Source organism: Sphingomonas sp. (genome assembly GCF_039594485.1).
Taxonomy (GTDB): Bacteria; Pseudomonadota; Alphaproteobacteria; order Sphingomonadales; family Sphingomonadaceae; genus Sphingomonas.
Window position 1 is genome coordinate 37,178 of the sequence record NZ_JBCNNI010000005.1, and the last position, 20,421, is coordinate 57,598.

Genomic DNA, 20,421 nt, shown 5'->3' on the forward strand with positions numbered 1-20,421 from the left:
GATGACGGATTCGACGCCGCGCTGGACATTGCCGCTGTTGGCGGCCGGACAGGCGCAGAAGGAAATGACGCATAACGAGGCGCTGACCCTGCTGGATCTGGTCGTGCAGCCCTGTATCGAGTCGGTCGGCCTGAATGCGCCCCCGGCCGATCCGCAGGCTGGGCAGGCCTGGATCGTCGGCGACACGCCGCAGGCCGACTGGCGCGATCATGCCGGGCATCTGGCCGGATGGACCGAGGGCGGCTGGCGGTTCCTGGCTCCCCGGCCGGGGCTTTCGGCCTGGAGTCGCGCGGATCAGTGCCGATGCGAATGGGACGGCACGGCATGGCGGACCGGCCGGGTGGTCGGGCGGGAGTTCCTGATCGAGGGAAAAAAAGTTATCGGCGCGCAGCGACCGGCGATCGCGTTTCCTGTAGGCGGACAAGTTACTGATAACGAGGCGAGAAATGCGTTGGAGTCCGTCATCGAGGTGCTCCGCGGACACGGTTTGATCGCATCGGGGTGACCAGATTTCTGTGCTTTTAATGCCACAGTCGCGGGCTTTTGTTCGCTTGCGTGGAAACCAACGCTCCGATAGTGAGTTTGCGCTGTCCGTAGTGACAACCAAGAAAGGGGACTATGATGCGGAAGCTTGCCATTGTTCTGGCACTCGCCTCCACCGCTCTGGCTTCGCCTGCCCTCGCCCGCGACAAGTCGTGGTACGTCGGCATCGAAGGCGGCGGGATGATCGTCGAGGATATCGATTATGATATCACCGGCACGCGTACCGGTGTCGGCACCGTCGATCACGACTATGGCTATGACGTCGATGGCGTCATGGGTTATGACTTCGGTGGTTTCCGTCTGGAAACCGAAGTCGGCTATCGTCGCGCGACCGTCGACTCCTTCAGCTCGACCGCGGTGACCAACACCGGCATCGGCGCGGGCACCGTTCCGGCCGGCAGCTACAGCTATGCCGGTGGTTCGACCTCGGCGCTCAGCTTCATGCTGAACGGCTTGCTCGACTTCGGTGCTGATGACGGCATCCAGGGCTTCGTCGGCGGCGGTGTCGGTGTGGCTCGCGTCAAGGCGAACTACGCGCTCAACAACCGCGCTGACTTCCTGAACGACTCGGACACCGTGTTCGCGTGGCAGGCTCTGGCGGGCATCCGTGCTCCGCTGACCGACCATATCGACGCGACGCTGAAGTATCGCTTCTTCAACGCCGAGAACGTCAAGCTGGTTGACGTCGCGAACAACACGTTCGACGGCCGCTTCCGCTCGCACTCGATCCTGGGTGGCGTGGCATACAACTTCGGCGAACCGGCTGCTCCGCCGCCTCCGCCGCCGCCCCCGCCGCCCCCGCCGCCTCCTCCCCCGCCGCCCCCGCCGCCGGCTCCTGAGCCCGTGCAGTGCTCGCCGGGTCCGTTCATCGTGTTCTTCGAGTGGAACAAGTCGGACGTCACCCCGGAAGCAGCGTCGATCCTCGACAACGCGATCACCCAGTACCAGAGCTGCGGCAATGCCCGCGTGATGGTTGCAGGCTTCACCGACACGTCGGGTACGCCGAAGTACAACATGGGTCTGTCGCAGCGTCGTGCCGACGCGGTGAAGGCTTACCTGACGTCGCGTTCGATCCCCGATGGCTCGATCGCAACCGAAGCCTTCGGCGAAGATCGCGACCACCTGCGCGTTCAGACTGCGGACGGTGTCCGCGAGGTCCAGAACCGTCGCGTGGAAATCACCTACGGTCCGGGCGCTGGCCAGTAAGCCACGCTCAGCCAAGGCTGATGAAAAGAGGGAGGTCGGCGAAAGCCGGCCTCTCTTTTTTTGTCACTCGCACGCGATAGATGACCTGAACAGGATCTGCGCTGGCTCCTTCGTCGGTGCACGCCGTCCTCACCGGGCTGCATAGGCTCAGACGCCGCCCCAATTCGCCTCCTCGATCCACCCGCCGCCTTCTCATCCGCCAGCCACCATTGGTTTCCGCGGGCATCCCTGACCGAGATGGCGTGCCGTGGCGCCCATATTCATGATTTGTTGGAACCTGCCCATTATGGACAGGGGTTCGAGGGTCGGGGGTTGGGAAATGCCGCGCGCTGGGCAAGGCTATAAGAATCGGGAAGCGCGCCGGCAGGTTCTGATACCCTGTCGGATCAAGTCCATCCGGGGCTGGGGGGATGCGTGCATCCACAATATCTCGTCACGAGGCATGATGGTTGCCTGCGACGATCCGCTGGCCGCGGGCGACTATGTCGATATCCGGCGCGGGCGTCAGGTGGTGATCGGCCGTGTGATCTGGCGGCGCGACCGCTTTTCCGGGATTCGCACGCAGGATACCGTCAGTGCCGACGTCCTGATCAACGAACCGCGTCTGGAAGGGCGGCCGGTCCAGCAGGATGGCGAGGGCGACCGACGCACGGCGCGCAGCCGCATCGCCAATGAGATCGACGCGGCCCGCCGGATCGAGCGCAGCCGCTCGCTGTCCCGCGCCATGCAGTTCGGGGGGATATGCCTGTTCGGCCTGGTCGCTGCCATCACGATCGCGGTGCAACTCGCCAATCTGCTGGCCGCCCCCACGGCCCGGATCGACAAGGCCCTGACGATCGGAGGTCCGGGCAAGCCCTGAAGGCCGGGCGAGCGTGCCCGGCCTCAGCCTGCCGTCGCCAGCGCCCGTTCCAGCCAGTCGGGGCGGATCGCATTCCCCAGCGCCTCTACCCGGCGATGCTCCACCATCCACCCCAGCTCGGGATAGGCGGCGCGGGTCCGATCGCCCGGCTCGGCCAGAGGCGCGACGACCAGGCGCCGATTGACCTTTGACCGATGATGCATCCTTGCGGTGTTTTCCTGCCCGACATAGCAGCCCTTGGTGAAGCTGACCCCGTTCAGCTCGTCCGCATTGCATTCCAGCCACAGCGTTTCGCCCGACCCCAGATCGCTGACGCCCTCGGTCACACCCAGGGACAGCCGATGCGCGGTCCAGCCCGTCGCCGCTTCGCCCGCCGGGGCCAGCCAGCGTTTGCCCAATTCGGGCAGGCGGGGATCATCCGGTCGATCCTGTGCATCCGAGCTCCAATGCACGGCCAGGCCGTCGACCGGCTCGATCGTGATGGCACGGCGCAAACGGTACATCGCCAATCGCCGCGCCAGCGCCTCCGCCTGGGAGGCTTCCGCATCGATCAGCACCGCATCGTCATCGGCCCAGAGGATGAAGTCGAACAGCGCCTTGCCCTGTGGTGTCAGCAACCCCGCCCAGCGTGGCACGCCCGGCGCCAGCCCGGCCACATCCTGAGTCAGCAGGCCCTGCAGGAAAGTGCGAACATCCGCTCCTGCGACACGGATCAGGTGGCGGTCGGTCAAGGTCGTGCCGGAACGCGGCTCGTGGCTCGGTCCGGGGGCGGTCGTCGGGGTGGCATCGGTCATGCGGGCAAGGTAGGAGGGCGCGACCATTCGCGAAAGGCCCGTTGCTCATGACCTTCGATCTGCTTCTCTCCGGCGGCACCGTTCACACCCCCGGCGGCCCCGTTCGCGCCGATGTCGGCGTGCGGGATGGCCGGATCGTCGCGATCGGAGCGACCGGCGATGCGGGACGGGTGATCGACTGCACCGGGCTCGATATCCTGCCTGGCGTCATCGATACCCAGGTGCATTTCCGCGAGCCCGGCCTGATGCACAAGGAAGACCTGGCCAGCGGCAGCCGCGCGGCGGTGATGGGCGGCGTCACCGCCGTCTTCGAAATGCCCAATACCAAACCGAACACCGATTCGGCCGATGCGATCACCGACAAGCTGACCCGCGCCCGGACGATGTTCTGCGACCACGCTTTCTATGTCGGCGCGACCAACCACAATGCCCGCGACCTGGCCGAGCTGGAGCGGATGCCGGGCACGGCGGGGGTGAAGATCTTCATGGGTGCTTCGACCGGCGACCTCCTGGTGTCGGAGGATGCACGACTGGCCGAGGTGCTCGCTTCGGGCCATCGCCGCGTCGCGATCCATGCCGAGGACGAGGACCGGATGAACGCGCGTAGCGGTGAGCGGGTGGAGGGTGATCCCGCCTCGCATCCGGTCTGGCGCGACGACGAAAGCGCGCTGCTGGCCACCCGCCGCATCCTGCGTCTGGCGCGCGAGGCGAAGCGCCGCATCCACATCCTGCACGTCACGACACCGGCCGAACTGGAATATATCGCGGGCCACAAGGACATCGCGACCTGCGAAGTGACGCCCCAGCATCTGACGCTGGCGGGGGAGGAGGCCTATCCGCGCCTCGGCACGCTGGCGCAGATGAACCCGCCGATCCGTTCGGGCGCGCATCGTGACGGCCTGTGGTACTGGTTGAACCAGGGCGTGCCCGACGTGATCGGCTCGGACCATGCTCCGCACACGCTGGAGGAAAAGGCCAAGCCCTATCCCGGCAGCCCGAGCGGCATGCCCGGCGTGCAGACGCTGCTGCCCCTGCTGCTCGATCATGCGGCGAATGGCCGCCTGTCGCTCCAGCGCGTGATCGAGCTGACCAGCGCGGGCGCGCAGCGAATCTTCGGCATCGTCGGCAAGGGGCGGATCGCGGCCGGCTATGACGCCGACTTCACCATCGTCGATCTGAAGAAGCGCTGGACGATCGAGGATCAGTGGCTTCAGTCCAAGTGCGGCTGGTCGCCCTTCACCGGCATGGAACTGACCGGCAAGCCGATCGGAACGATCATCCGCGGCGAAGTCGCGATGTGGGAGGACCAGCTCGCCGCCGCTCCGACCGGCCAGCCGCTGCGTTTCGAAGCGGTCGATTTCGGCTGAGCGACTCATGCGGTGGGTCGCGCCATCCGGGCCTATGGCCCGGTCGTGCGGCCCATGCCGGTCGGGCCGGCCTTAGGCTCCGGCGTCGCTCAGCCCTTACCTAGCCAAGCGACCCTCGACTCCGCTCGGCCTGTGCGAAGTCGCAGGCCGGGGGAAAATCTTCGGCCCGAACGAGCAGATCAGAACGGCAGCCACCGCGCCTTGTGCGTGAAGTTCATATAGCCCACATTGACCCCGGCCCGCCAACCGACGCCGAGGCGCACCGGGATCAGCACGACATTGCCCCGCCGCAGATAGGTCGCGGCGAATCCGCCGACGAAATAGAGCCGCCCCTCGGCCGCCGGGAAGCGGTGGAACAGCTCCTCGGTGTCATAGAGGTTGTAGACGAGCACGAAGACCTTGTTCGCGTCGCCGCCAATATCGAAGCCCAGCGAAGGCCCGGTCCAATAGACCGGCATCTGCCCCTCGACCTTGTGGGTCATGATGCCCGAGCCATAGCGCAGACCGACGACGAACGCGCCCGAGGCTTCGCGCCCCGCGATATAGGCGTTGGGGCGGCCCTGTTCGCGAAGGATCCGCTCGATCATCCCCGCCAGTCCCTCGGCGCCCTTGCCGAACACGTCTTCCCCCGCGGCCAGAAGGTCGTCCCGCTCGAACGTCTCGGAGGCCTGGGTCGTCTGCGTCGCGCGCGAGTCCGGGGGCGTCGTCGTGCCGGTGGCGGGCGGCGGGACGGGCTGGCTCGACGGGACCTGCGGTTCGTCGGCGGGCGGGGTCTGCTGGGTCGGGCGCGAGGACTGGACCGGACGCGAAGGCTGCGTTCCCAGATCGTTGTCGATACCCTGGTTGGGATCGATCGTGCGCACCTGTGCGCCGGCGGGCACGGCTGCCGCCATCGAAAGGCCGCACAAGACCGACAGACCCAGACAGACGAGACGCATGACTTCAACTCCCCCGGCGAACCGATAGGCCACGTTAACCAGCCCGCGCCTTGCGGCGCAATGAATGACGAAAGGCGGCCTAGTCGATTTTCCTGATAAAATCCTCCCCGACCCCGGTTGATTGCCTCCCCCGGCCCCGCTATAGCCGCACCTCGCCGCAACCGGAGACGTGGGTGAGTGGCTGAAACCAACGCTTTGCTAAAGCGTCGTACGGGAAACCGTACCGAGGGTTCGAATCCCTCCGTCTCCGCCATTGCCGTGCCGTAAGGCGCTGGCTTTCCTCGGCCATTTCATTCTGCGCGCTGTTTTCCCCTCACGCTTCCCCATACGCGCATCGCGACCGTGTGGCCGGGCAAGGGTAACATAGCCATTTCCCCGACGGCGTTCAGTGCAGCTTGGCGATCGACAGCCCGTCTTCCTTGGCGCGCGCCTTGACCGATTCCTCGCTGCGGGTCAGCGCCTTGGCGATCGCCTTCAGCGCCATGCCCTTCTTGGCAAGCGTGTGGAGTTTCTGAATCTCATCCGGCCGCCAGGGCTGGCGGTGTCGTTCGAAGCGTTCGGTCATGTCGATGATTCTAGCGGCAGAATGCCGGCCTGACCATCGCCCCGTGCGCGGGAATCCCCGGATGATGCGCGGCTTACAAATGCGTCATGAAGCCCCGTGCGGCTTGTCTTCCTGTCGCAGCGCAGCGAAGCAGAATGTCCGGGAGATTATATATCATGCGAGTAAGCTGATGCGCTTTTATGCCCTGCTCTGTTGTGTGGCCTCGTCCGCGCTGGCCTATCCGGCCCTGGCCCAGACGCGCGGTGTTCCCACCCCGGACGCCGATCAGGCGGCGACGAGCGGCGATACGTCCGACGTCGTGGTGACGGCCAAACGGCTCGACACCGCGCGCGCCCATATCCAGCCCAGCCTGGGCGCGTCGAACTACGAGATCACGAGCGACACGATCAAGGCGCTGCCCGGTGGCGAGAACCAGCAGTTCAACCAGATCCTGCTCCAGGCGCCCGGCGTGGTGCAGGACGGTTTCGGCCAGTTCCATGTCCGTGACGACCATAATGGCCTGCAATATCGCATCAACGGCACCGTCCTTCCCGAAGGACTGGCGGTGTTCGGCCAGACCCTGTCGCCGCGCCTGGTGGACAAGGTCAACATCCTGACCGGCGCGCTGCCCGCGCAATATGGCCTGCGCACCGCGGGCGTGATCGACATCACCACCAAGAGCGGGTTGTTCAACAATGGCGGCACCGCGTCCATCTATGGCGGCAGCCATGATACGATCCAGCCCAGCCTGACCTATGGCGGTTCGACGGGCAGCACCAATTACTTCGTCTCCGGCGATTACCGGCATAGCGGGCTGGGCATCGAGAGCGTCGACGGCCGCTCCAACCCGGTCCATGACGATACCGACCAGTATCAGGCGTTCACCTATATCGACCATATCCTGGACGATCAGAACCGGGTGTCGTTCGTCGGCGGCTATTCCAACCAGTGGTTCCAGATTCCCAACCCCGTCGGGCAACAGCCCAGCGGCACCTGGACGGTGGGCGGGCAGAGCAGCTTCCCCAGCGAAAAGCTTAACGAGACCCAGCTAGAGAAGACCGGCTTCGGCCAACTGGCCTTCCTCCACGATGCCGAGCCCTTCACGGTGCAGGCGTCGCTGTTCGCGCGCTATTCCTCGCTGCGTTACCGCCCCGACGTGCTGGGCGAACTGCTGTATAACGGGCAGGCGCAGCAGGCGTATAAGCAGGACTTCGCGATCGGCGGACAGATCGACGCCGTCTATCATGTCGGCGCGGCGCACACGCTGCGCGGCGGTCTGCTGGTGACGCGCGACCGTTCGACCAGCGATACCACGACCAATGTCTTCCCGGTCGACACCAATGGCAACCAGGCGGGCGATCCCGTGATGGTCGTCGACAATGGCGGCAAGACCGCGACCAGCTTCAGCGGCTATCTTCAGGACGAATGGAAGCTCGCGTCCAGGCTGACGCTCAACTACGGCGCGCGCTACGACCTCTATGATGGCTATCGCCGCGAGGGGCAGTTGTCCCCGCGCGTCAACCTCGTCTGGCAGCCGGGCGACGTCTACACGCTGCACGCGGGCTATTCGCGCTATTTCGTGCCGCCGCCCTTCGAGCTGGTCGGCAATACCAGCATCGCCAAGTTCGTCGGCACCAGCGCCTATCCCTCCGTCACCGTCAACGACGTGCCCTATGCCGAGCGGCAGGATTATTTCGACGCCGGGTTCCAGGCGAAGCTGAGCCGGTACTTCACCTATGGCATCGACGCCTATTACCGCATTTCGCGGAACCTGATCGACGAAGGCCAGTTCGGCGCGCCGATCATCCTGACGCCGTTCAACTACCGGCAGGGGCGCATCGGCGGGATCGAGGCGAATATGAGCTATGCGCGCGGTGGCCTGCTCGCCTATGCCAATTTCGCTGCGGCCAAGGCGAAGGGGCGCAACATCGTCTCCAGCCAGTTCAGCTTCGGCCAGGACGATCTCGACTATATTGCGCGGCACTACATCTATCTGGATCACGACCAGACGTTCACCGGGTCGGCCGGCATCTCCTATGCCTTCGCGCAGGGAACCAGGCTGGGTGGCAGCATGATCTATGGCTCGGGGCTGCGCCGCGACGACGATGTCAACAACGTGCCCAACGGCGCCAAGATCGCACCCTATGCGCAGTTCAATCTGACGGCGAGCCAGCATCTGGCGGGGCCGAACATCGACATCCGCTTCGACGTGATCAACGCGCTCGACCACAAATATGAAATCCGCGACGGAACCGGCGTCGGTGTCGGCGCACCGCAATATGGGCCACGTCGCGGCTTCTTCGTGGGCGTGTCGAAGTCGTTCTGATCGAGCCGCCCCGGTGCGAGAGGAGGATTGCCATCGGGGAAACCCGGTGCACGCCCCCTTCGTCCGCTCTCCTCCCCGCCGCCGCCGCGCGTCGGGGAGGAGCATGGATCTTATGCGATCCCGTATTTCCTGATCCGTTCGGCCATGCGCTTGTCGAGTGCGATAGCGGCGGTGCGGTCGCGATCGGCCTCCGCCGTCATGCCCAGATGCGCCTCGGCGATCGAGCGGCCATATAGCGCCCAGGCCCGTTTCGGATCGATCGCCAGCGCGGCGTTGAAATCGGCCAGTGCCGCCTTGTCGTCCTTCAGGCGCAGGTTGATGAAGGCGCGGCTGTCCAGAAAGCTCGGATTGCTGGGCACGGCATGGACCGCCGCGTTGCAGTCGCTCAGCCCCCGGTCGATATCCTTGTTCAGCAGCATCCGCGCCCAGCAGCGTCCGTTCTGCGCGGTGCTCCGCCGCGAATCCTCGCGATGGGTGTCCAGCCAGATGTCGTACTGGCCGATCGCGGCATCATAGGCGTCGGCACCGGCATAGAGCTGGGCGACCTGCAGGCGCTGCGCATTCTCGCGCGGCAATTGCGCGCTCATCTGGTCGAGATCGGCGATCGCCCCGGCCGGATTGCCCGCGCGCAGCCGAAGCTCGGCGCGCAGGAAGCGCGCACGCATGTCGGCGGGGTCGAGCGTCAGCGTGGTGTTCAGGTCGTCCATGGCCAGCACCGGCCGCCGTTGTTGCAGATAGGCGAGCGCACGCTGAAGAGGGTAGCGCGGATCCTTGGGGGCCATCGCGATCGCCTTGCCGAACGCCTCGATCGCATGGGGCAGGTCGTGCTGGGTCTGATACATCGCGCCCTGGCGGCTATAGCCCTCCGCATCGGTCGGCGTCGCGTCGGCGGCAGGCATCTGTGCGACGACCGCAGTGGCCGCCGGATCGACATGCGCCGCCGTGTCGAACAGCCGCCCGCCGGTATAGGTGAAATAGAGCCGATGCTGGAGGTTGGAGACATAGACTCGGTGCGACACGAAATAGTCCGCGCCCAGCAGCATGTCGGTGTCGAGCGGGCCGAGATCGGCGATGCGCAGGCGCACATTGTGCAACTCCTCATTGCCGATCTTCAACAGCTTGAATCGCGCGATCCAGCCCTGCACCACATGCTTGCCCAGCCCGGTTTCCCATCCGGCGCTCTCCACGCCGGGATCGCCCGGATGGACCCCGGCGCGGGCGGCGGCGCGAAGCGTGATGACGGTCTGCGCCGCGCCGGTGTCGAAGGTCGCGTTCATCTTCGCGCCGTCCAGTTCGACCGTGCCGACGGTGTGGTGATGCGCCTCTTCCTTCGTCTCGATCGGCATCTCGAAATAGGGCTGGCCCTTCGTCCAATAGGCCATGGACGTCTTGGTGCAGCCGGTCGGGCGGAACAGGCGGACCATGCCGCCGGGCAGGTCATATTCGACATCGGACAGCCCCAGCACATTCTGGCCGAGCAGCCCGGTCTGTCCAATGTCGCTGCCGCTGACGACGAATTCGATATGGGGAATGTCGAGCCCCGCCAGCGTGAAATGCTGTACGGTCGTGACCGACGCGTCCGAACTGCCGCCGATGCCGTTCACCTGGAAATTGAACGGAAGAGGCCGCTGCGACAGGCCGAATTCGCGCGCGACCGGGGGCGCGATGTTGCTGAAGAACGCGCCGCTATCGAGCAGGAAGGGGGCGGGCTTGCCGTTGATGCGGGTTTCCACGATCGGGCGAAGGCCCTGCATGGTCACCGGGATTTCCGCCATCATGCCGAGCTTGCACGGCGGGGCCGCCATGGCGGGGGTGGCGGAGACCCCCGCCAGCAAAATCGACATCGTTCCCCATTTGCGCATCATGCGGATCATCGCCCCATCATCCCCATTCCAGTCGTCGGGGCCGACATCGTAGCAAGCCGCCAAATCGGCCAGGATGACGGAATCCTGAAATTGCGGAAATGCGGCTTTCCTGCGATCGTGTCAGGATTTGGGCGTCGCGGGATTTGTTCCCTGTAATATTGCCCCGGTCCCGCAATTGTCATTGTCCGGTCGAAACGGCGGCAAAAGCACAAATAAGCCAAAAAATTCATATATTTGGCTTGACATCTTGCGATAGCAGCCGTCCCGGCAAACATAAATCATCCTGGTTGCGGATATTTCAAAGTGTTGCCGAGTTTGGCCGGCACATCTTGCGGAGATACTCCATGGCGACAGCAGCCCTTGCCCCGACAGGCGGTCAGGACCGGGACGGCGATCGTCGCCGGGCGACCGGCTGGCTTCAGGCGCTCAATTTCTTCATGGCCGATATGCAGGCCGGGATCGGGCCGTTCCTGGGCGTCTTCCTGCAACAGCGCGGGTGGCAGACGGGGCCGATCGGATCGGTCATGACGCTGGGCGGCGTGGCGGGGATGGTGATGACCGTCCCCGCTGGCGCGTTCATCGACCATACCGACAAGAAGCGCTGGGTGGTGGTCATCACCGGCATCTGCACCGTGCTGGCGTCCTTCCTGATCCTCTGGTCGCAGGCCGGGCTGGTCGTCGGGATCAGCCAGGTGGCGACCGCCATCGCGGGCGCGGCGATCGGCCCGGCGGTGACCGGGATGACGCTGGGCATCGTCCGGCAAAAGGGTTTCAACGCGCAGAATGGCCGCAACCAGGCGTGGAACCATGCGGGCAACATGGTCGGCGCGGGACTGTCGGGTTTCCTGGGATGGAAGTTCGGGATGCCCGCCATCTTCTTTCTCGCCGCGGCTTTTGGCGTGCTGGCGGTCATCTCGGTCCTGTCGATCCCGGAACGGGCGATCGACCACCGCGCGGCGCGCGGGCTGGAGGACAAGGTGGGTGACGATCAGCAGGAGGGCGGGGATCAGGCGGGCGGGCAGGCCGAGGGGTTCCGCGCGCTGCTGTCCAACAAGCCGATGCTGATCCTCGCCGCCGCGCTGGCCTGTTTCCATCTGGGCAATGGTGCGATGTTGCCGCTCTACGGCATGGCGGTGGTTGGCGCGGGCAAGGGCGATGCCGCGATGTTCACCGCCATGACCGTCATGGTCGCGCAGGCGGTGATGATCGTCGCGAGCCTGGTCGCGATGAAGGTCGCCGCGGGACGCGGATATTGGCTGGTGCTGCTGATCTCGTTCGCGGCGCTGCCCCTGCGCGGGTTCCTGGCGGGCAGCTTCATCGAGCATTGGGGCGTCTGGCCGGTGCAGGCGCTCGACGGGATCGGCGCGGGGTTGCAGAGCGTCGCGGTGCCCGGCCTAGTCGCCTGCCTGCTGAACGGCACCGGGCGCGTCAATGTCGGGCAGGGCGCGGTGATGACGGTCCAGGGCGTCGGGGCGAGCCTTTCGCCCGCGATCGGCGGCTGGCTGGCGCAGGAACTGGGCTATCAGATGGCTTTCTACATCCTGGGCGGCTTCGCGGTGGCGAGCCTGGCCCTTTGGATCGGTTTTGCGGGAACGCTGCGGCCGGCATGCGGCGGTACCGTGGAAGGCGCGGAGGCATGAACGGCGGCATCTGCTGGGTCCATATCGGCGACCTGCATCTGGACGCGGACGATGGCTGGCAAAGCCTTGCGCGGCTGCGCGCCATCGTCGCGCAGGTCAACGATCATGTCGGGGAAGGGGCCGATTTCGTCTTCCTGCCCGGCGACAACGCCAATCACGGCACGCCCGATCAATATGCGCGGATGCGGGACGCGCTGGCGCCCCTGTCGCGGCCATGGCGGATCATTCCGGGCGACCATGATTTCGAGCCGGGCGACCTGAGCGCCTATGACGCGGCGATACCCGAGGCCAACCGGCCTGAGATGGAGGTGATCGCGGCGCATCGCTGCCTGTTCCTCGATATCGTATCGGCGGGCGCGGGTGGCCCCGATTTCCGGCTGACCATGCATCACCGCAACCGCCTGGCCGAGGAACTGGCGCGGGCGCGGGCGGAGGGGCAGGTGCCGCTGGTCTTCATGCACGCCTATCCCGGTGATCTGGCGGCCGATGGCGATGGGATCGCGCGCCAGTTCATCGATGGCGGGGTTGCGTTCGTCGATACCGGCCACACCCATTACAACGAACTGCTCAACGACGGCCGTGTCATCTATGGCGCGACCCGCTCGACCGGGCAGATCGAGGAGGATGGCGGCGCGGCGGGTTTCACGATCGTCTGTGTGACGGACTGGGTGGTCAGTTGGCGCTTCCGCCGTCTCGATGCGCCATGGCCGCATGTCCAGATCGTCGCCCCCGCCGATGTCCGGTTGATCACACGGCCGACCGATCCGCATCAGGTGCCACGGCCCGGCGAGGTGACGATCACGGCGAAGCTGTTCGGGACCGGCCCCGACGCGGTGCCGGAGGTGCGGGCCGATCATGGGGCGGCGATGCCAATGACGCGGACGGAGGACGGGATGTGGCGCGCGACCGTCACGCTGGCCGCCGGGCTTCACGCCGTCGAAGTCCGCTGCGGTGGGGGCCGGGACCGGATCGACTGCCTGGTGCGGGGGGCGGATGCGATCCCGAAGCGTCGCCTGCCCATCGCGCCGGGCGAGGATTGCCATGCGATCGGCCGCTGGCCTATCGCCGGGATCGACGGGGCGCAGCTTGGCCCGAACAAGAATGGATGCGGATGGTAACGCTGGCAACGGGGGCAAGCTGGGCGATCGCGGGTCTGTCGACCGCCGGGGTGATCGCGCGGCCGATGCGCTGGCCCGAATGGATCTGGGCGGTGGCGGGGGCGGTCCTGCTGATCGTGCTCGGCCTGATGCCGTGGGACGAAGCCGGGCGGGCGGTGGCCAAGGGCGGGGACGTCTATCTCTTCCTGATCGGCATGATGCTGCTCAGCGAGACGGCGCGCGACCATGGCACGTTCGACTGGGTCGCGGCGACGGCGGTCAATGCCGCGCGCGGCTCGCGCATCCGGTTGTTCGCGCTCGTCTATGCGACGGGTGTGGTGGTCACGACCTTCATGTCCAACGACGCGACCGCCGTGGTCCTGACGCCCGCCGTTTTCGTCGCGGCCAAGAAGGCGAAGGCCGATCCGCTGCCCCTGCTCTTCGCCTGCGCGTTGATCGCCAATGCGGCCAGCTTCGTGCTGCCCATCTCGAATCCCGCCAATCTGGTCCTGTATGGCGGGCATATGCCGCCGCTGGGCGCATGGCTGGTGGCCTTCGCGCTGCCCTCGCTGGCGTCGATCCTCGTCACCTTCCTGGTGCTGGCGCGGGTCGAGCGGACGCGGATCACGGGCACATGCGAAAGCAACGTGGTGCGCGAACCCCTGACCACAGGCGGCAAGCTGGCGCTGGCGGGAATCGTCCTGACGGCGATGCTGTTGCTGAGCGTCTCGGCGCTGGACAAGCCGCTGGGGCTGCCCACCGCACTGGCGGGGATCGCGACGGCGGTGATCGTCTCGCTGCTCGCGGGGCGTTCGCCGCTGGGGCTGGCGCGGCATGTCTCCTGGGGGGTGCTGCCGCTGGTCGCCGGGCTGTTCGTGCTGGTCGAGGCGCTGGACCGCACCGGGGTCATCGCCTGGGTGGCGGGCGGCCTGCGCGCCATGCTGGACGATCCCACCCGCGCGGCGGCCGTGTCGGGAACCACCCTGGCCTTCGTCAGCAACCTGATGAACAACCTGCCCGCCGGGTTGGTCGCCAGCAGCGCGGTGGCGCAGGTGCATCCGCCGCAGATCGTGACCGATGCCCTGCTGATCGGGGTCGACCTCGGGCCCAACCTGTCGGTGACGGGATCGCTCGCCACCATCCTGTGGCTTCAGGTCATCCGGCGCGAGGGCGAGGATGTGGGCTTCCTGACCTTCCTCAAGATCGGGATGGTGGCGATGCCGCTGGCGCTGCTGGCGGCGCTGGGGACGCGGTTGCTGATCGGGTAGTTACAGCGCCGCCAGATCGATCGGCCCGTTCTTGTCCAGCCACTGGTCGGCGGGCGGCATCGGATATTTCAGGCCGGTGGCGCAGTTGAACAGCACCACGCGCTCGTCCTCGTCGACCAGATTGTCGCGCACGGCCTGTTGGTACGCGGCCAGCGTCGCGCCGCCCTCCGGGCAGAGCAGCAGGCCGTCGCGCCTGGCGCAGTCCTTGACCGCCTTCAGGATGGCGGGGTCGCCGACCGCCAAGGCACGGCCGCCGGATTCGCGCACCGCGCGCAGGATCAGGAAGTCGCCCACCGCCTTGGGCACCCGGATGCCCGCCGCGACGGTCGCCGCATCCTCCCAGCGTTCGGCATGCTCCTCGCCCGCCTCGAACGCCCGGACGATGGGGGCGCAACCGCTGGCCTGCACCGCATACATGCGGGGTCGTTTCGGGCCGATCCAGCCCAGCCGTTCCATCTCGTCGAACGCCTTCCACATGCCGATCAGGCCGGTGCCGCCGCCGGTCGGATAGAAGATCGCGTCGGGCAACTCCCATCCCATCTGCGCGGCCAGTTCCAGCCCCATCGTCTTCTTGCCCTCGATTCTGTAGGGCTCCTTCAGCGTCGAGAAGTCGAACCAGCGCCCTTCCGCCGCGCCGCGCCCGACGATCGCGCCGCATTCGTCGATCTGGCCGTTGACCCGCCAGACACGCGCGCCCTGCTGCGCGATCTCGCGGACATTCACCTCTGGCGTTTCCTCGGGGCAGAGGATGACCGTCTCGATCCCGCAGCGCGCGGCATAAGCGGCCAGTGCCGCGCCCGCATTGCCGTTGGTCGGCATGGCGATCCGCGTCGCGCCCAGCTCGCGCGCCATCGCCACCGCCATGACCAGCCCGCGCGCCTTGAACGAGCCCGTTGGCAACCGTCCCTCGTCCTTGACCAGCACCGATGCGCCACCCGACCGGGGAATGGGGATCAGCGGCGTCTCGATCTCGCCCAGCGATACGATGCTTTCGGTCCGCCGCACGGGCAGCAATTCGCGCCAGCGCCACAAATCCGTCTCGCGTGCGGCGATCGCGTCGCGCGAGACGGACGCGCCCAGCGCCTCCAGATCATAGCGCACCAGCAGCGGCCGCCCCGCGCGCGACAGGCCGTGGAGCATGTCCGCCTCGTACCGCTCGCCGGTCAGCGAACATTCCAGATGGGTGACGAATGTCGGGCGGTCTTCGGTCAGGTTCCGGTTCATGGGCCACAGCCTATCGGCGGCGATCCCATGATGCCATAGCCCTGCCATCGCGGGCGATCATCCCGGTGCGGCGGCCGATCCGGCGAGCAGCCCGCCATCGATGTTGAACTCCGCGCCGGTGATATAGGTCGCCTCGTCCGAGGCCAGCATCACCGCGATCGCCGCAACCTCGTCCGGTTCGCCGAAGCGCTTGAGCGGCGTGTCGGCGACCAGCGCCGCCATTCGTGCCGCGCGGTCGGGACCATCGCCCAGCATCGGCTCCCAGATCGGGGTCAGGATCGCGGCCGGGTGGATCGCGTTGCACCGGATCGACCAGCCCGCCTGCGCGCAATAGAGCGCGACCGTCTTGCTGTGGTTGCGGATCGCCGCCTTGGACGAGGCATAGGCCGCCGCCGCCGGAATGCCGACCAGCCCCGAGCGGGACGATATGTTGATGATCGACCCTGTGCCCTTCGCCTTCATCGCGCCGATCGCATAGCGACAGCCGAGGAAGGTGCCGTCCAGATTGACCCGGTGCACCGCGCGCCAGTCGGCCAGCGTCGCATGTTCGGGATCATGGGCGACGGGGCCATCCTCGAAACCCGTCACCCCGGCATTGTTGACGACGACGTCCGCGACGGGAACGGTCTGGGCCAGCCGGGTCCAGTCGGCTTCCTCGGCCACGTCGAGGGGGAGGAAGCGGCATCCGATCGCTTCGGCGGCGGCACCGCCCGCCTCGACATCACGATCGGTGAGGATGACGGTCGCGCCTTCCGCGTGAAAGCGCCGGGCGATGGCATGGCCGATCCCGCGCGCCGCGCCGGTGACGACGCAGGTCTTGGTGGACAAACGTGGCATATGATGTCTCGAAATAATGGGTCAGGGGGCGGGCCGTGCCGCCATTGCAACCTGTTCCGCGTCAGCGGTGCCGCTGGACCATTTCGAGGACTCCCGTGTTGCGGGGGCTTTTATCATGATCGGAGTGATGCGGCATCCCTTTTTGTCCGCGCGATCCATGATCCTGTGCCCATTGCTGCGATCTGCCGGTCATGCACCCGCGACAGCGTCACCACCGCCGTCACCGCGCCGATCAGGCACATCAGCATGTCCCATTGGGTGTCCCAGGGATCGCCCTGCGTCCCCAGAAACTCGTCCGCGCCCTGGCCCAGCGCCATGGCCGCGCCGAACTCGATCAACTCATAGGATGCGCTGATCGCCAGGCAGCAGGCGATTACGAGAGAGGGCAAAATTCCTCCACGCGCCACGCCCCCGCGCCGGATCAGCCACTCGCGGACAATGATGGCGGGCACGAAACCCTGCGCGAAATGCCCCAGCCGGTCATAGGGGTTGCGCGCCAGATGCAGCCATTCCTGAACCCGAAAGCCGATTGCGCCGCACTCGCCGGGATGCGAAGGACGCCCCCGCGCAGCAGGAAGGCCCGCCATGATCATACGCAGCGACGAGTTCCAGGATGTCGAGGTGCCGGGCAACGGCATGATGCGGATTCACATGATCCGCCCGGCGGTCGACGGGCAGTTCCCCGGTATCCTGCTATTTTCCGAAATCTATCAGGTGACCGCGCCGATCCGGCGGCTGGCGACGATGCTGGCGGGGCAGGGCTATGTCGTCGCGGTGCCGGAGGTCTATCATGAATATGAGCCCGCCGGCACGGTGCTCGCCTATGACCAGCCCGGCACCGATCGCGGCAACGAGCTGAAATTCGCCAAGCCGGTGGCGGCCTATGACGCGGATGCGACAGCGGCGTTGACCGCGCTGGCGGCGCATCCGGCGTGCAACGGGCGGCTGGGGACGTTCGGCGTGTGCCTGGGCGGGCATCTGGCCTATCGCGCGGCGCTCGATCCCCGCGTGTCGGCCGCCGCGTGCTTCTATGCCACCGACATCCATTCGGGGACGCTGGGGCAGGGGCGTTGCGACGACAGCCTTGCACGTATGGCTGACCTGAAGGCCGAGGCGATGTTCGTCTGGGGGCGGCAGGACCCGCATGTCCCCTATGCCGGTCGCGAGGCGATCCGGGCGCGTCTGGAAGAGGTGGGCGCCAAGTACGAATGGCACGAGGTGAACGGCCAGCACGCCTTTCTGCGCGACGAGGGGCCACGATATGATCCGGCGCTGTTCCTCCAGGCGATGGGATGGACGCTGGCGCTCTATGCGCGCGCTCTGCGCTGACCCACAGGCTCATCAGGCCTCGTTGCGGGATTTTCTCATGTTTTCGGAAGTTTAACTTCTTCTGACCATTATGGTCGGAAAAAGAGATCCGCCCGACCATGATTGCCCGTCTTGCCCCCTGTCACCGCGGCCGCGCGGCTGGCTCCCTCTTGGCCGATCGCCGGGGGGGCGCGATCGTCGAGTTCGCGCTGGTGGCCACGCCGTTCTTCGCGCTGTTGCTGGCGATCATCCAGACGAGTCTGGCCTATTTCGCGCAGGAAGCCCTCGAAACCGCAGTCGAGGTGGCCGCGCGCGGCATCGTGACCGGCCAGACCCAGGCGGCCGACATCCAAAGCGGCGGCCAGGGCATGAGCCAGTCGCAACTGGCCGAGCGCTTCCGCCAGGCGGGGTGCAAGGCCCTGCCCGTCTTCCTCACCTGCTCGCGCCTCTATGTCGATGTGAAGAGCGCGCCGAGCGGCACCGGGCTGGTCAACAATGCCCTGCAACTCAGCTTCGATCCCTCGGGCAAGCCGACCAACGCTTTCTCCTATAGCCTGGGCACACAGGGTTCGCTGGTGATGGTGCGATTCATCTATCTGTGGCCCATGCAGATCGCCCCCAAGGCCGATCTCAGCCCGGCCACGGCGGGGCAGACCGTGCTGATGGCGACCTCGGTATCCAAGTCGGAGGCCTATCAGTGAACCCACCTGCCGGACGGCGACGGTCCGTGGCGGCGCTGTGGCGCCATGCGCGCGGTGTCGCGATGGTCGAATTCGCGCTGACCCTGCCGGTGATCCTGCTGCTGTATCTGGGCGGTGTGCAGTTGCAGGACGGGATCGCCTGCAACCGCAAGGTGACGATCGCCGCGCGCGCCGCCGCCGACCTGATCTCGCAGAATCTGACCGGCACGACGACCAAAGCCGAGATTTCCGGCGACCTGACCGCGGCGGGCCAGGTGCTGCTGCCCTTCACCGCGGACAAGGCGCAGATACGGGTCACCGAATTATACACCGACACCAATCTGAAGACGACGGTGCAGTGGAGCCAGGGGCTCAACACCACCGGCCGCGTGCCGGGCAGCAGCCCCAGCGTGCCGGCGTCGCTCCAGGTGCGGAACACCTATTTCCTCATGGCGGAGGTCACCTATGCCTATACGCCGCCGACGAGTTTCGGATCGATCGGTGCGCTGACGTTGGGCGACAGGATCTACATGGTTCCGCGCAACACCGACCAGATCAAGTGCTCGGATTGCTCCCCCTCATGACGTTCGCTCCGCTCACGGCCCTTCGCGACCTGCTGCGCCATCGGCGCGGCAATGTGATGATGCTGTTCGCCCTCGCCCTGCCGGTGATGACCTTCTCGATCGGCATGGGCGTCGACTATGCGCGCGCGATGAAGGCGCAGACCAAGCTCAACGCCATCGCCGATGCGGCCGCCCTGCTGGCGGTCAGCAAGACGATGATGAAGCAGAGCGACTCGACGGCGATCAGCTATGCCAGGTCGATGTTCCAGACGCAGTCCGCCGCGCTGACGGACATTGGCGACGTCACCCTGTCCAGCCTGACGGTGTCAGCCCCGACCAACAGCAATGGCCAGCGCTCCGCGAGCGTCAGCTATGTCGCGCGCTCGAACAACGTCTTCGCCGCGATCCTGGGCGTCGACACCCTGACCATTTCGGGCAAGTCGGCGACGATGAACGTACTGGCACCCGATATCGATTTCTACATGCTGCTCGACGTGTCGGGCTCGATGGCGCTACCGACGACCAGTGCGGGATTGCAGAAGGTCGCCAACAGCAATTCCAAGGGGTGCAAGTTCGCCTGCCATTCGCTCAAGGATCCCACCACGGGCATCGATGCCAATGGCATGAAGACCGACCTGTACGGTGTCGCCAAATCCTATGGCCTGACCCTGCGCATCGACGACGAGGGCACCGCGGTATCCAAGCTGACGCAGAATGCCACCGACACGTCCAGCAAGAACGGCGCGAACTACCAGATCGCGATCGCGACCTTTCGGGGCAAGGGCGGCTATTCGGTGATCCAGAGCAAGACCGGCGACATGGCGGCGGCGGCGCGCACGACGAAGAATCTGACGCCCTCGCTCTTCTATGCCAATGGATGTCCGACCCTGGCCTGCAAATCGAGCGAAGTCGGCTATGGCGACCGGGATTCGGCGCATAGCGACGCGATGGATCAGATGAACGGGACGATCACCACGCCCGGCACCGGGGTCAACGGCGCCGCGCCGCAGGGCGTGTTGTTCATCATCACCGACGGCATGCGCGACGAATTCCGGCCCGGCGGCCGCCCGGAAGCGCAGATCGACACCACCAAGTGCGACGCAATCAAGGCGCGGGGCGTCCGTATCGCCATCCTCTATACCGAATATCTGCCGCAATCGCTCGATGGCGACTCCTGGTCGCAGCAGAATGTGAAACCCTATCTCTACCGGGTCGAACCCGCGTTGCAGGCCTGTGCCTCGGCGGGGCTCTATACCAAGGTGACGACCGACCAGGACATCTACACCGCGCTCGACGCGCTGTTCCAGAATGCGGTGGCGACCGCGCGCATCACCGGGTGAGGGGCGCGGCCGGGGGCATCCG

The 20,421-nt window shown here is 66.3% G+C and carries 19 protein-coding genes and 1 tRNA gene; 13 read left to right on the top strand and 7 right to left on the bottom strand.

What is annotated here, in order from left to right; translation table 11 throughout:
- Position 1 precedes the first annotated feature (1 nt).
- The 3 genes from ABDV78_RS03280 (at position 2) to ABDV78_RS03290 (ending at position 2,608) form a co-directional block, all read left to right on the top strand.
- Positions 2-505 carry a DUF2793 domain-containing protein gene (locus ABDV78_RS03280; protein ID WP_343525769.1) on the top strand — a complete coding sequence of 168 codons (504 nt, stop codon included), beginning with the start codon at positions 2-4 and terminating at the stop codon, positions 503-505.
- Between the two features lie 116 nt (positions 506-621).
- A complete protein-coding gene (locus ABDV78_RS03285; protein WP_343525868.1) occupies positions 622-1,749 on the top strand; it encodes an OmpA family protein in 1,128 nt (375 codons plus the stop codon).
- Positions 1,750-2,191: 442 nt separating this feature from the next.
- The gene (locus ABDV78_RS03290) at positions 2,192-2,608 is read left to right on the top strand and encodes a PilZ domain-containing protein (protein ID WP_343525770.1); all 417 of its coding nucleotides are present in this window, start codon (positions 2,192-2,194) and stop codon (positions 2,606-2,608) included.
- Positions 2,609-2,631: 23 nt separating this feature from the next.
- Here ABDV78_RS03290 and ABDV78_RS03295 read toward each other — a convergent pair whose 3' ends face one another.
- A complete protein-coding gene (locus ABDV78_RS03295; RefSeq protein WP_343525771.1) occupies positions 2,632-3,402 on the bottom strand; it encodes a folate-binding protein in 771 nt (256 codons plus the stop codon).
- A 47-nt stretch (positions 3,403-3,449) separates the two neighbouring features.
- Between ABDV78_RS03295 and ABDV78_RS03300 the strand changes: the two genes are divergently transcribed.
- Entirely contained in the window at positions 3,450-4,769 is a 1,320-nt protein-coding gene (locus ABDV78_RS03300) for a dihydroorotase (protein WP_343525772.1), read from the top strand.
- Between the two features lie 179 nt (positions 4,770-4,948).
- On the opposite strand, the gene ABDV78_RS03305 is transcribed toward ABDV78_RS03300, so the two are convergent.
- Entirely contained in the window at positions 4,949-5,707 is a 759-nt protein-coding gene (locus tag ABDV78_RS03305) for a DUF1134 domain-containing protein (protein WP_343525773.1), read from the bottom strand.
- Positions 5,708-5,870: 163 nt separating this feature from the next.
- Here ABDV78_RS03305 and ABDV78_RS03310 point away from each other — a divergent pair.
- Positions 5,871-5,960 (top strand) — tRNA-Ser (locus ABDV78_RS03310).
- Between the two features lie 132 nt (positions 5,961-6,092).
- On the opposite strand, the gene ABDV78_RS03315 is transcribed toward ABDV78_RS03310, so the two are convergent.
- Complete coding sequence (locus tag ABDV78_RS03315; RefSeq protein ID WP_343525774.1) at positions 6,093-6,272, bottom strand: hypothetical protein; 180 nt, start codon at positions 6,270-6,272, stop codon at positions 6,093-6,095.
- A 169-nt stretch (positions 6,273-6,441) separates the two neighbouring features.
- Between ABDV78_RS03315 and ABDV78_RS03320 the strand changes: the two genes are divergently transcribed.
- Positions 6,442-8,577, top strand: a complete 2,136-nt coding sequence (locus ABDV78_RS03320) for a TonB-dependent receptor (RefSeq protein WP_343525775.1) — start codon at positions 6,442-6,444, stop codon at positions 8,575-8,577.
- A 110-nt stretch (positions 8,578-8,687) separates the two neighbouring features.
- Here the strand turns inward: ABDV78_RS03320 and ABDV78_RS03325 are convergent, their stop codons facing one another.
- Positions 8,688-10,421, bottom strand: coding sequence for a retroviral-like aspartic protease family protein (locus tag ABDV78_RS03325; protein WP_343525776.1), 1,734 nt, complete (start codon positions 10,419-10,421; stop codon positions 8,688-8,690).
- A gap of 365 nt (positions 10,422-10,786) precedes the next feature.
- Between ABDV78_RS03325 and ABDV78_RS03330 the strand changes: the two genes are divergently transcribed.
- Genes ABDV78_RS03330 through ABDV78_RS03340 form a run of 3 tightly spaced genes read left to right on the top strand, consistent with a single transcriptional unit; the run spans position 10,787 to position 14,447 of the window.
- On the top strand, positions 10,787-12,082 hold the full coding sequence (locus tag ABDV78_RS03330) for an MFS transporter (protein ID WP_343525777.1): 1,296 nt from the start codon (positions 10,787-10,789) through the stop codon (positions 12,080-12,082).
- On the top strand, positions 12,079-13,200 hold the full coding sequence (locus tag ABDV78_RS03335; RefSeq protein ID WP_343525778.1) for a metallophosphoesterase: 1,122 nt from the start codon (positions 12,079-12,081) through the stop codon (positions 13,198-13,200). The genes ABDV78_RS03330 and ABDV78_RS03335 overlap by 4 nt, the downstream gene beginning before the upstream one ends.
- Positions 13,194-14,447: an arsenic transporter gene (locus ABDV78_RS03340; RefSeq protein WP_343525779.1), complete on the top strand. Its 1,254-nt coding sequence runs from the start codon at positions 13,194-13,196 to the stop codon at positions 14,445-14,447. The genes ABDV78_RS03335 and ABDV78_RS03340 overlap by 7 nt, the downstream gene beginning before the upstream one ends.
- On the opposite strand, the gene ABDV78_RS03345 is transcribed toward ABDV78_RS03340, so the two are convergent.
- From ABDV78_RS03345 to ABDV78_RS03355, 3 genes are all read right to left on the bottom strand, one after another.
- Positions 14,448-15,671 carry a threonine synthase gene (locus ABDV78_RS03345; RefSeq protein WP_343525780.1) on the bottom strand — a complete coding sequence of 408 codons (1,224 nt, stop codon included), beginning with the start codon at positions 15,669-15,671 and terminating at the stop codon, positions 14,448-14,450.
- Positions 15,672-15,728: 57 nt separating this feature from the next.
- Complete coding sequence (locus ABDV78_RS03350) at positions 15,729-16,508, bottom strand: SDR family oxidoreductase (RefSeq protein ID WP_343525781.1); 780 nt, start codon at positions 16,506-16,508, stop codon at positions 15,729-15,731.
- Between the two features lie 113 nt (positions 16,509-16,621).
- Positions 16,622-17,095, bottom strand: coding sequence for a DUF2238 domain-containing protein (locus ABDV78_RS03355; protein ID WP_343525782.1), 474 nt, complete (start codon positions 17,093-17,095; stop codon positions 16,622-16,624).
- Between ABDV78_RS03355 and ABDV78_RS03360 the strand changes: the two genes are divergently transcribed.
- The 4 genes from ABDV78_RS03360 (at position 17,094) to ABDV78_RS03375 (ending at position 20,399) form a co-directional block, all read left to right on the top strand.
- Positions 17,094-17,837 carry a dienelactone hydrolase family protein gene (locus tag ABDV78_RS03360; RefSeq protein WP_343525784.1) on the top strand — a complete coding sequence of 248 codons (744 nt, stop codon included), beginning with the start codon at positions 17,094-17,096 and terminating at the stop codon, positions 17,835-17,837. The two genes, ABDV78_RS03355 and ABDV78_RS03360, sit on opposite strands and share 2 nt — an antisense overlap.
- 149 nt (positions 17,838-17,986) lie before the next feature.
- Complete coding sequence (locus ABDV78_RS03365; RefSeq protein ID WP_343525785.1) at positions 17,987-18,517, top strand: TadE/TadG family type IV pilus assembly protein; 531 nt, start codon at positions 17,987-17,989, stop codon at positions 18,515-18,517.
- Positions 18,518-18,543: 26 nt separating this feature from the next.
- Positions 18,544-19,080, top strand: a complete 537-nt coding sequence (locus tag ABDV78_RS03370) for a TadE/TadG family type IV pilus assembly protein (protein ID WP_343525786.1) — start codon at positions 18,544-18,546, stop codon at positions 19,078-19,080.
- Positions 19,077-20,399, top strand: coding sequence for a pilus assembly protein TadG-related protein (locus ABDV78_RS03375; RefSeq protein ID WP_343525787.1), 1,323 nt, complete (start codon positions 19,077-19,079; stop codon positions 20,397-20,399). Before ABDV78_RS03370 ends, ABDV78_RS03375 begins: the two co-directional genes overlap by 4 nt.
- The last annotated feature ends 22 nt before the right edge of the window (positions 20,400-20,421 follow it).

Coding starts and splice junctions, on each gene's coding strand:
- ABDV78_RS03350 (WP_343525781.1), bottom strand. CDS start 16,508: ATGCCACGTTTGTCCACCAAGACCTGCGTCGTCACCGGCGCGGCGCGC.
- ABDV78_RS03295 (WP_343525771.1), bottom strand. CDS start 3,402: ATGACCGATGCCACCCCGACGACCGCCCCCGGACCGAGCCACGAGCCG.
- ABDV78_RS03355 (WP_343525782.1), bottom strand. CDS start 17,095: ATGGCGGGCCTTCCTGCTGCGCGGGGGCGTCCTTCGCATCCCGGCGAG.
- ABDV78_RS03330 (WP_343525777.1), top strand. CDS start 10,787: ATGGCGACAGCAGCCCTTGCCCCGACAGGCGGTCAGGACCGGGACGGC.
- ABDV78_RS03320 (WP_343525775.1), top strand. CDS start 6,442: ATGCGCTTTTATGCCCTGCTCTGTTGTGTGGCCTCGTCCGCGCTGGCC.
- ABDV78_RS03345 (WP_343525780.1), bottom strand. CDS start 15,671: ATGAACCGGAACCTGACCGAAGACCGCCCGACATTCGTCACCCATCTG.
- ABDV78_RS03340 (WP_343525779.1), top strand. CDS start 13,194: ATGGTAACGCTGGCAACGGGGGCAAGCTGGGCGATCGCGGGTCTGTCG.
- ABDV78_RS03280 (WP_343525769.1), top strand. CDS start 2: ATGACGGATTCGACGCCGCGCTGGACATTGCCGCTGTTGGCGGCCGGA.
- ABDV78_RS03305 (WP_343525773.1), bottom strand. CDS start 5,707: ATGCGTCTCGTCTGTCTGGGTCTGTCGGTCTTGTGCGGCCTTTCGATG.
- ABDV78_RS03360 (WP_343525784.1), top strand. CDS start 17,094: ATGATCATACGCAGCGACGAGTTCCAGGATGTCGAGGTGCCGGGCAAC.
- ABDV78_RS03335 (WP_343525778.1), top strand. CDS start 12,079: ATGAACGGCGGCATCTGCTGGGTCCATATCGGCGACCTGCATCTGGAC.
- ABDV78_RS03375 (WP_343525787.1), top strand. CDS start 19,077: ATGACGTTCGCTCCGCTCACGGCCCTTCGCGACCTGCTGCGCCATCGG.
- ABDV78_RS03325 (WP_343525776.1), bottom strand. CDS start 10,421: ATGTCGATTTTGCTGGCGGGGGTCTCCGCCACCCCCGCCATGGCGGCC.
- ABDV78_RS03290 (WP_343525770.1), top strand. CDS start 2,192: ATGATGGTTGCCTGCGACGATCCGCTGGCCGCGGGCGACTATGTCGAT.
- ABDV78_RS03315 (WP_343525774.1), bottom strand. CDS start 6,272: ATGACCGAACGCTTCGAACGACACCGCCAGCCCTGGCGGCCGGATGAG.
- ABDV78_RS03285 (WP_343525868.1), top strand. CDS start 622: ATGCGGAAGCTTGCCATTGTTCTGGCACTCGCCTCCACCGCTCTGGCT.
- ABDV78_RS03300 (WP_343525772.1), top strand. CDS start 3,450: ATGACCTTCGATCTGCTTCTCTCCGGCGGCACCGTTCACACCCCCGGC.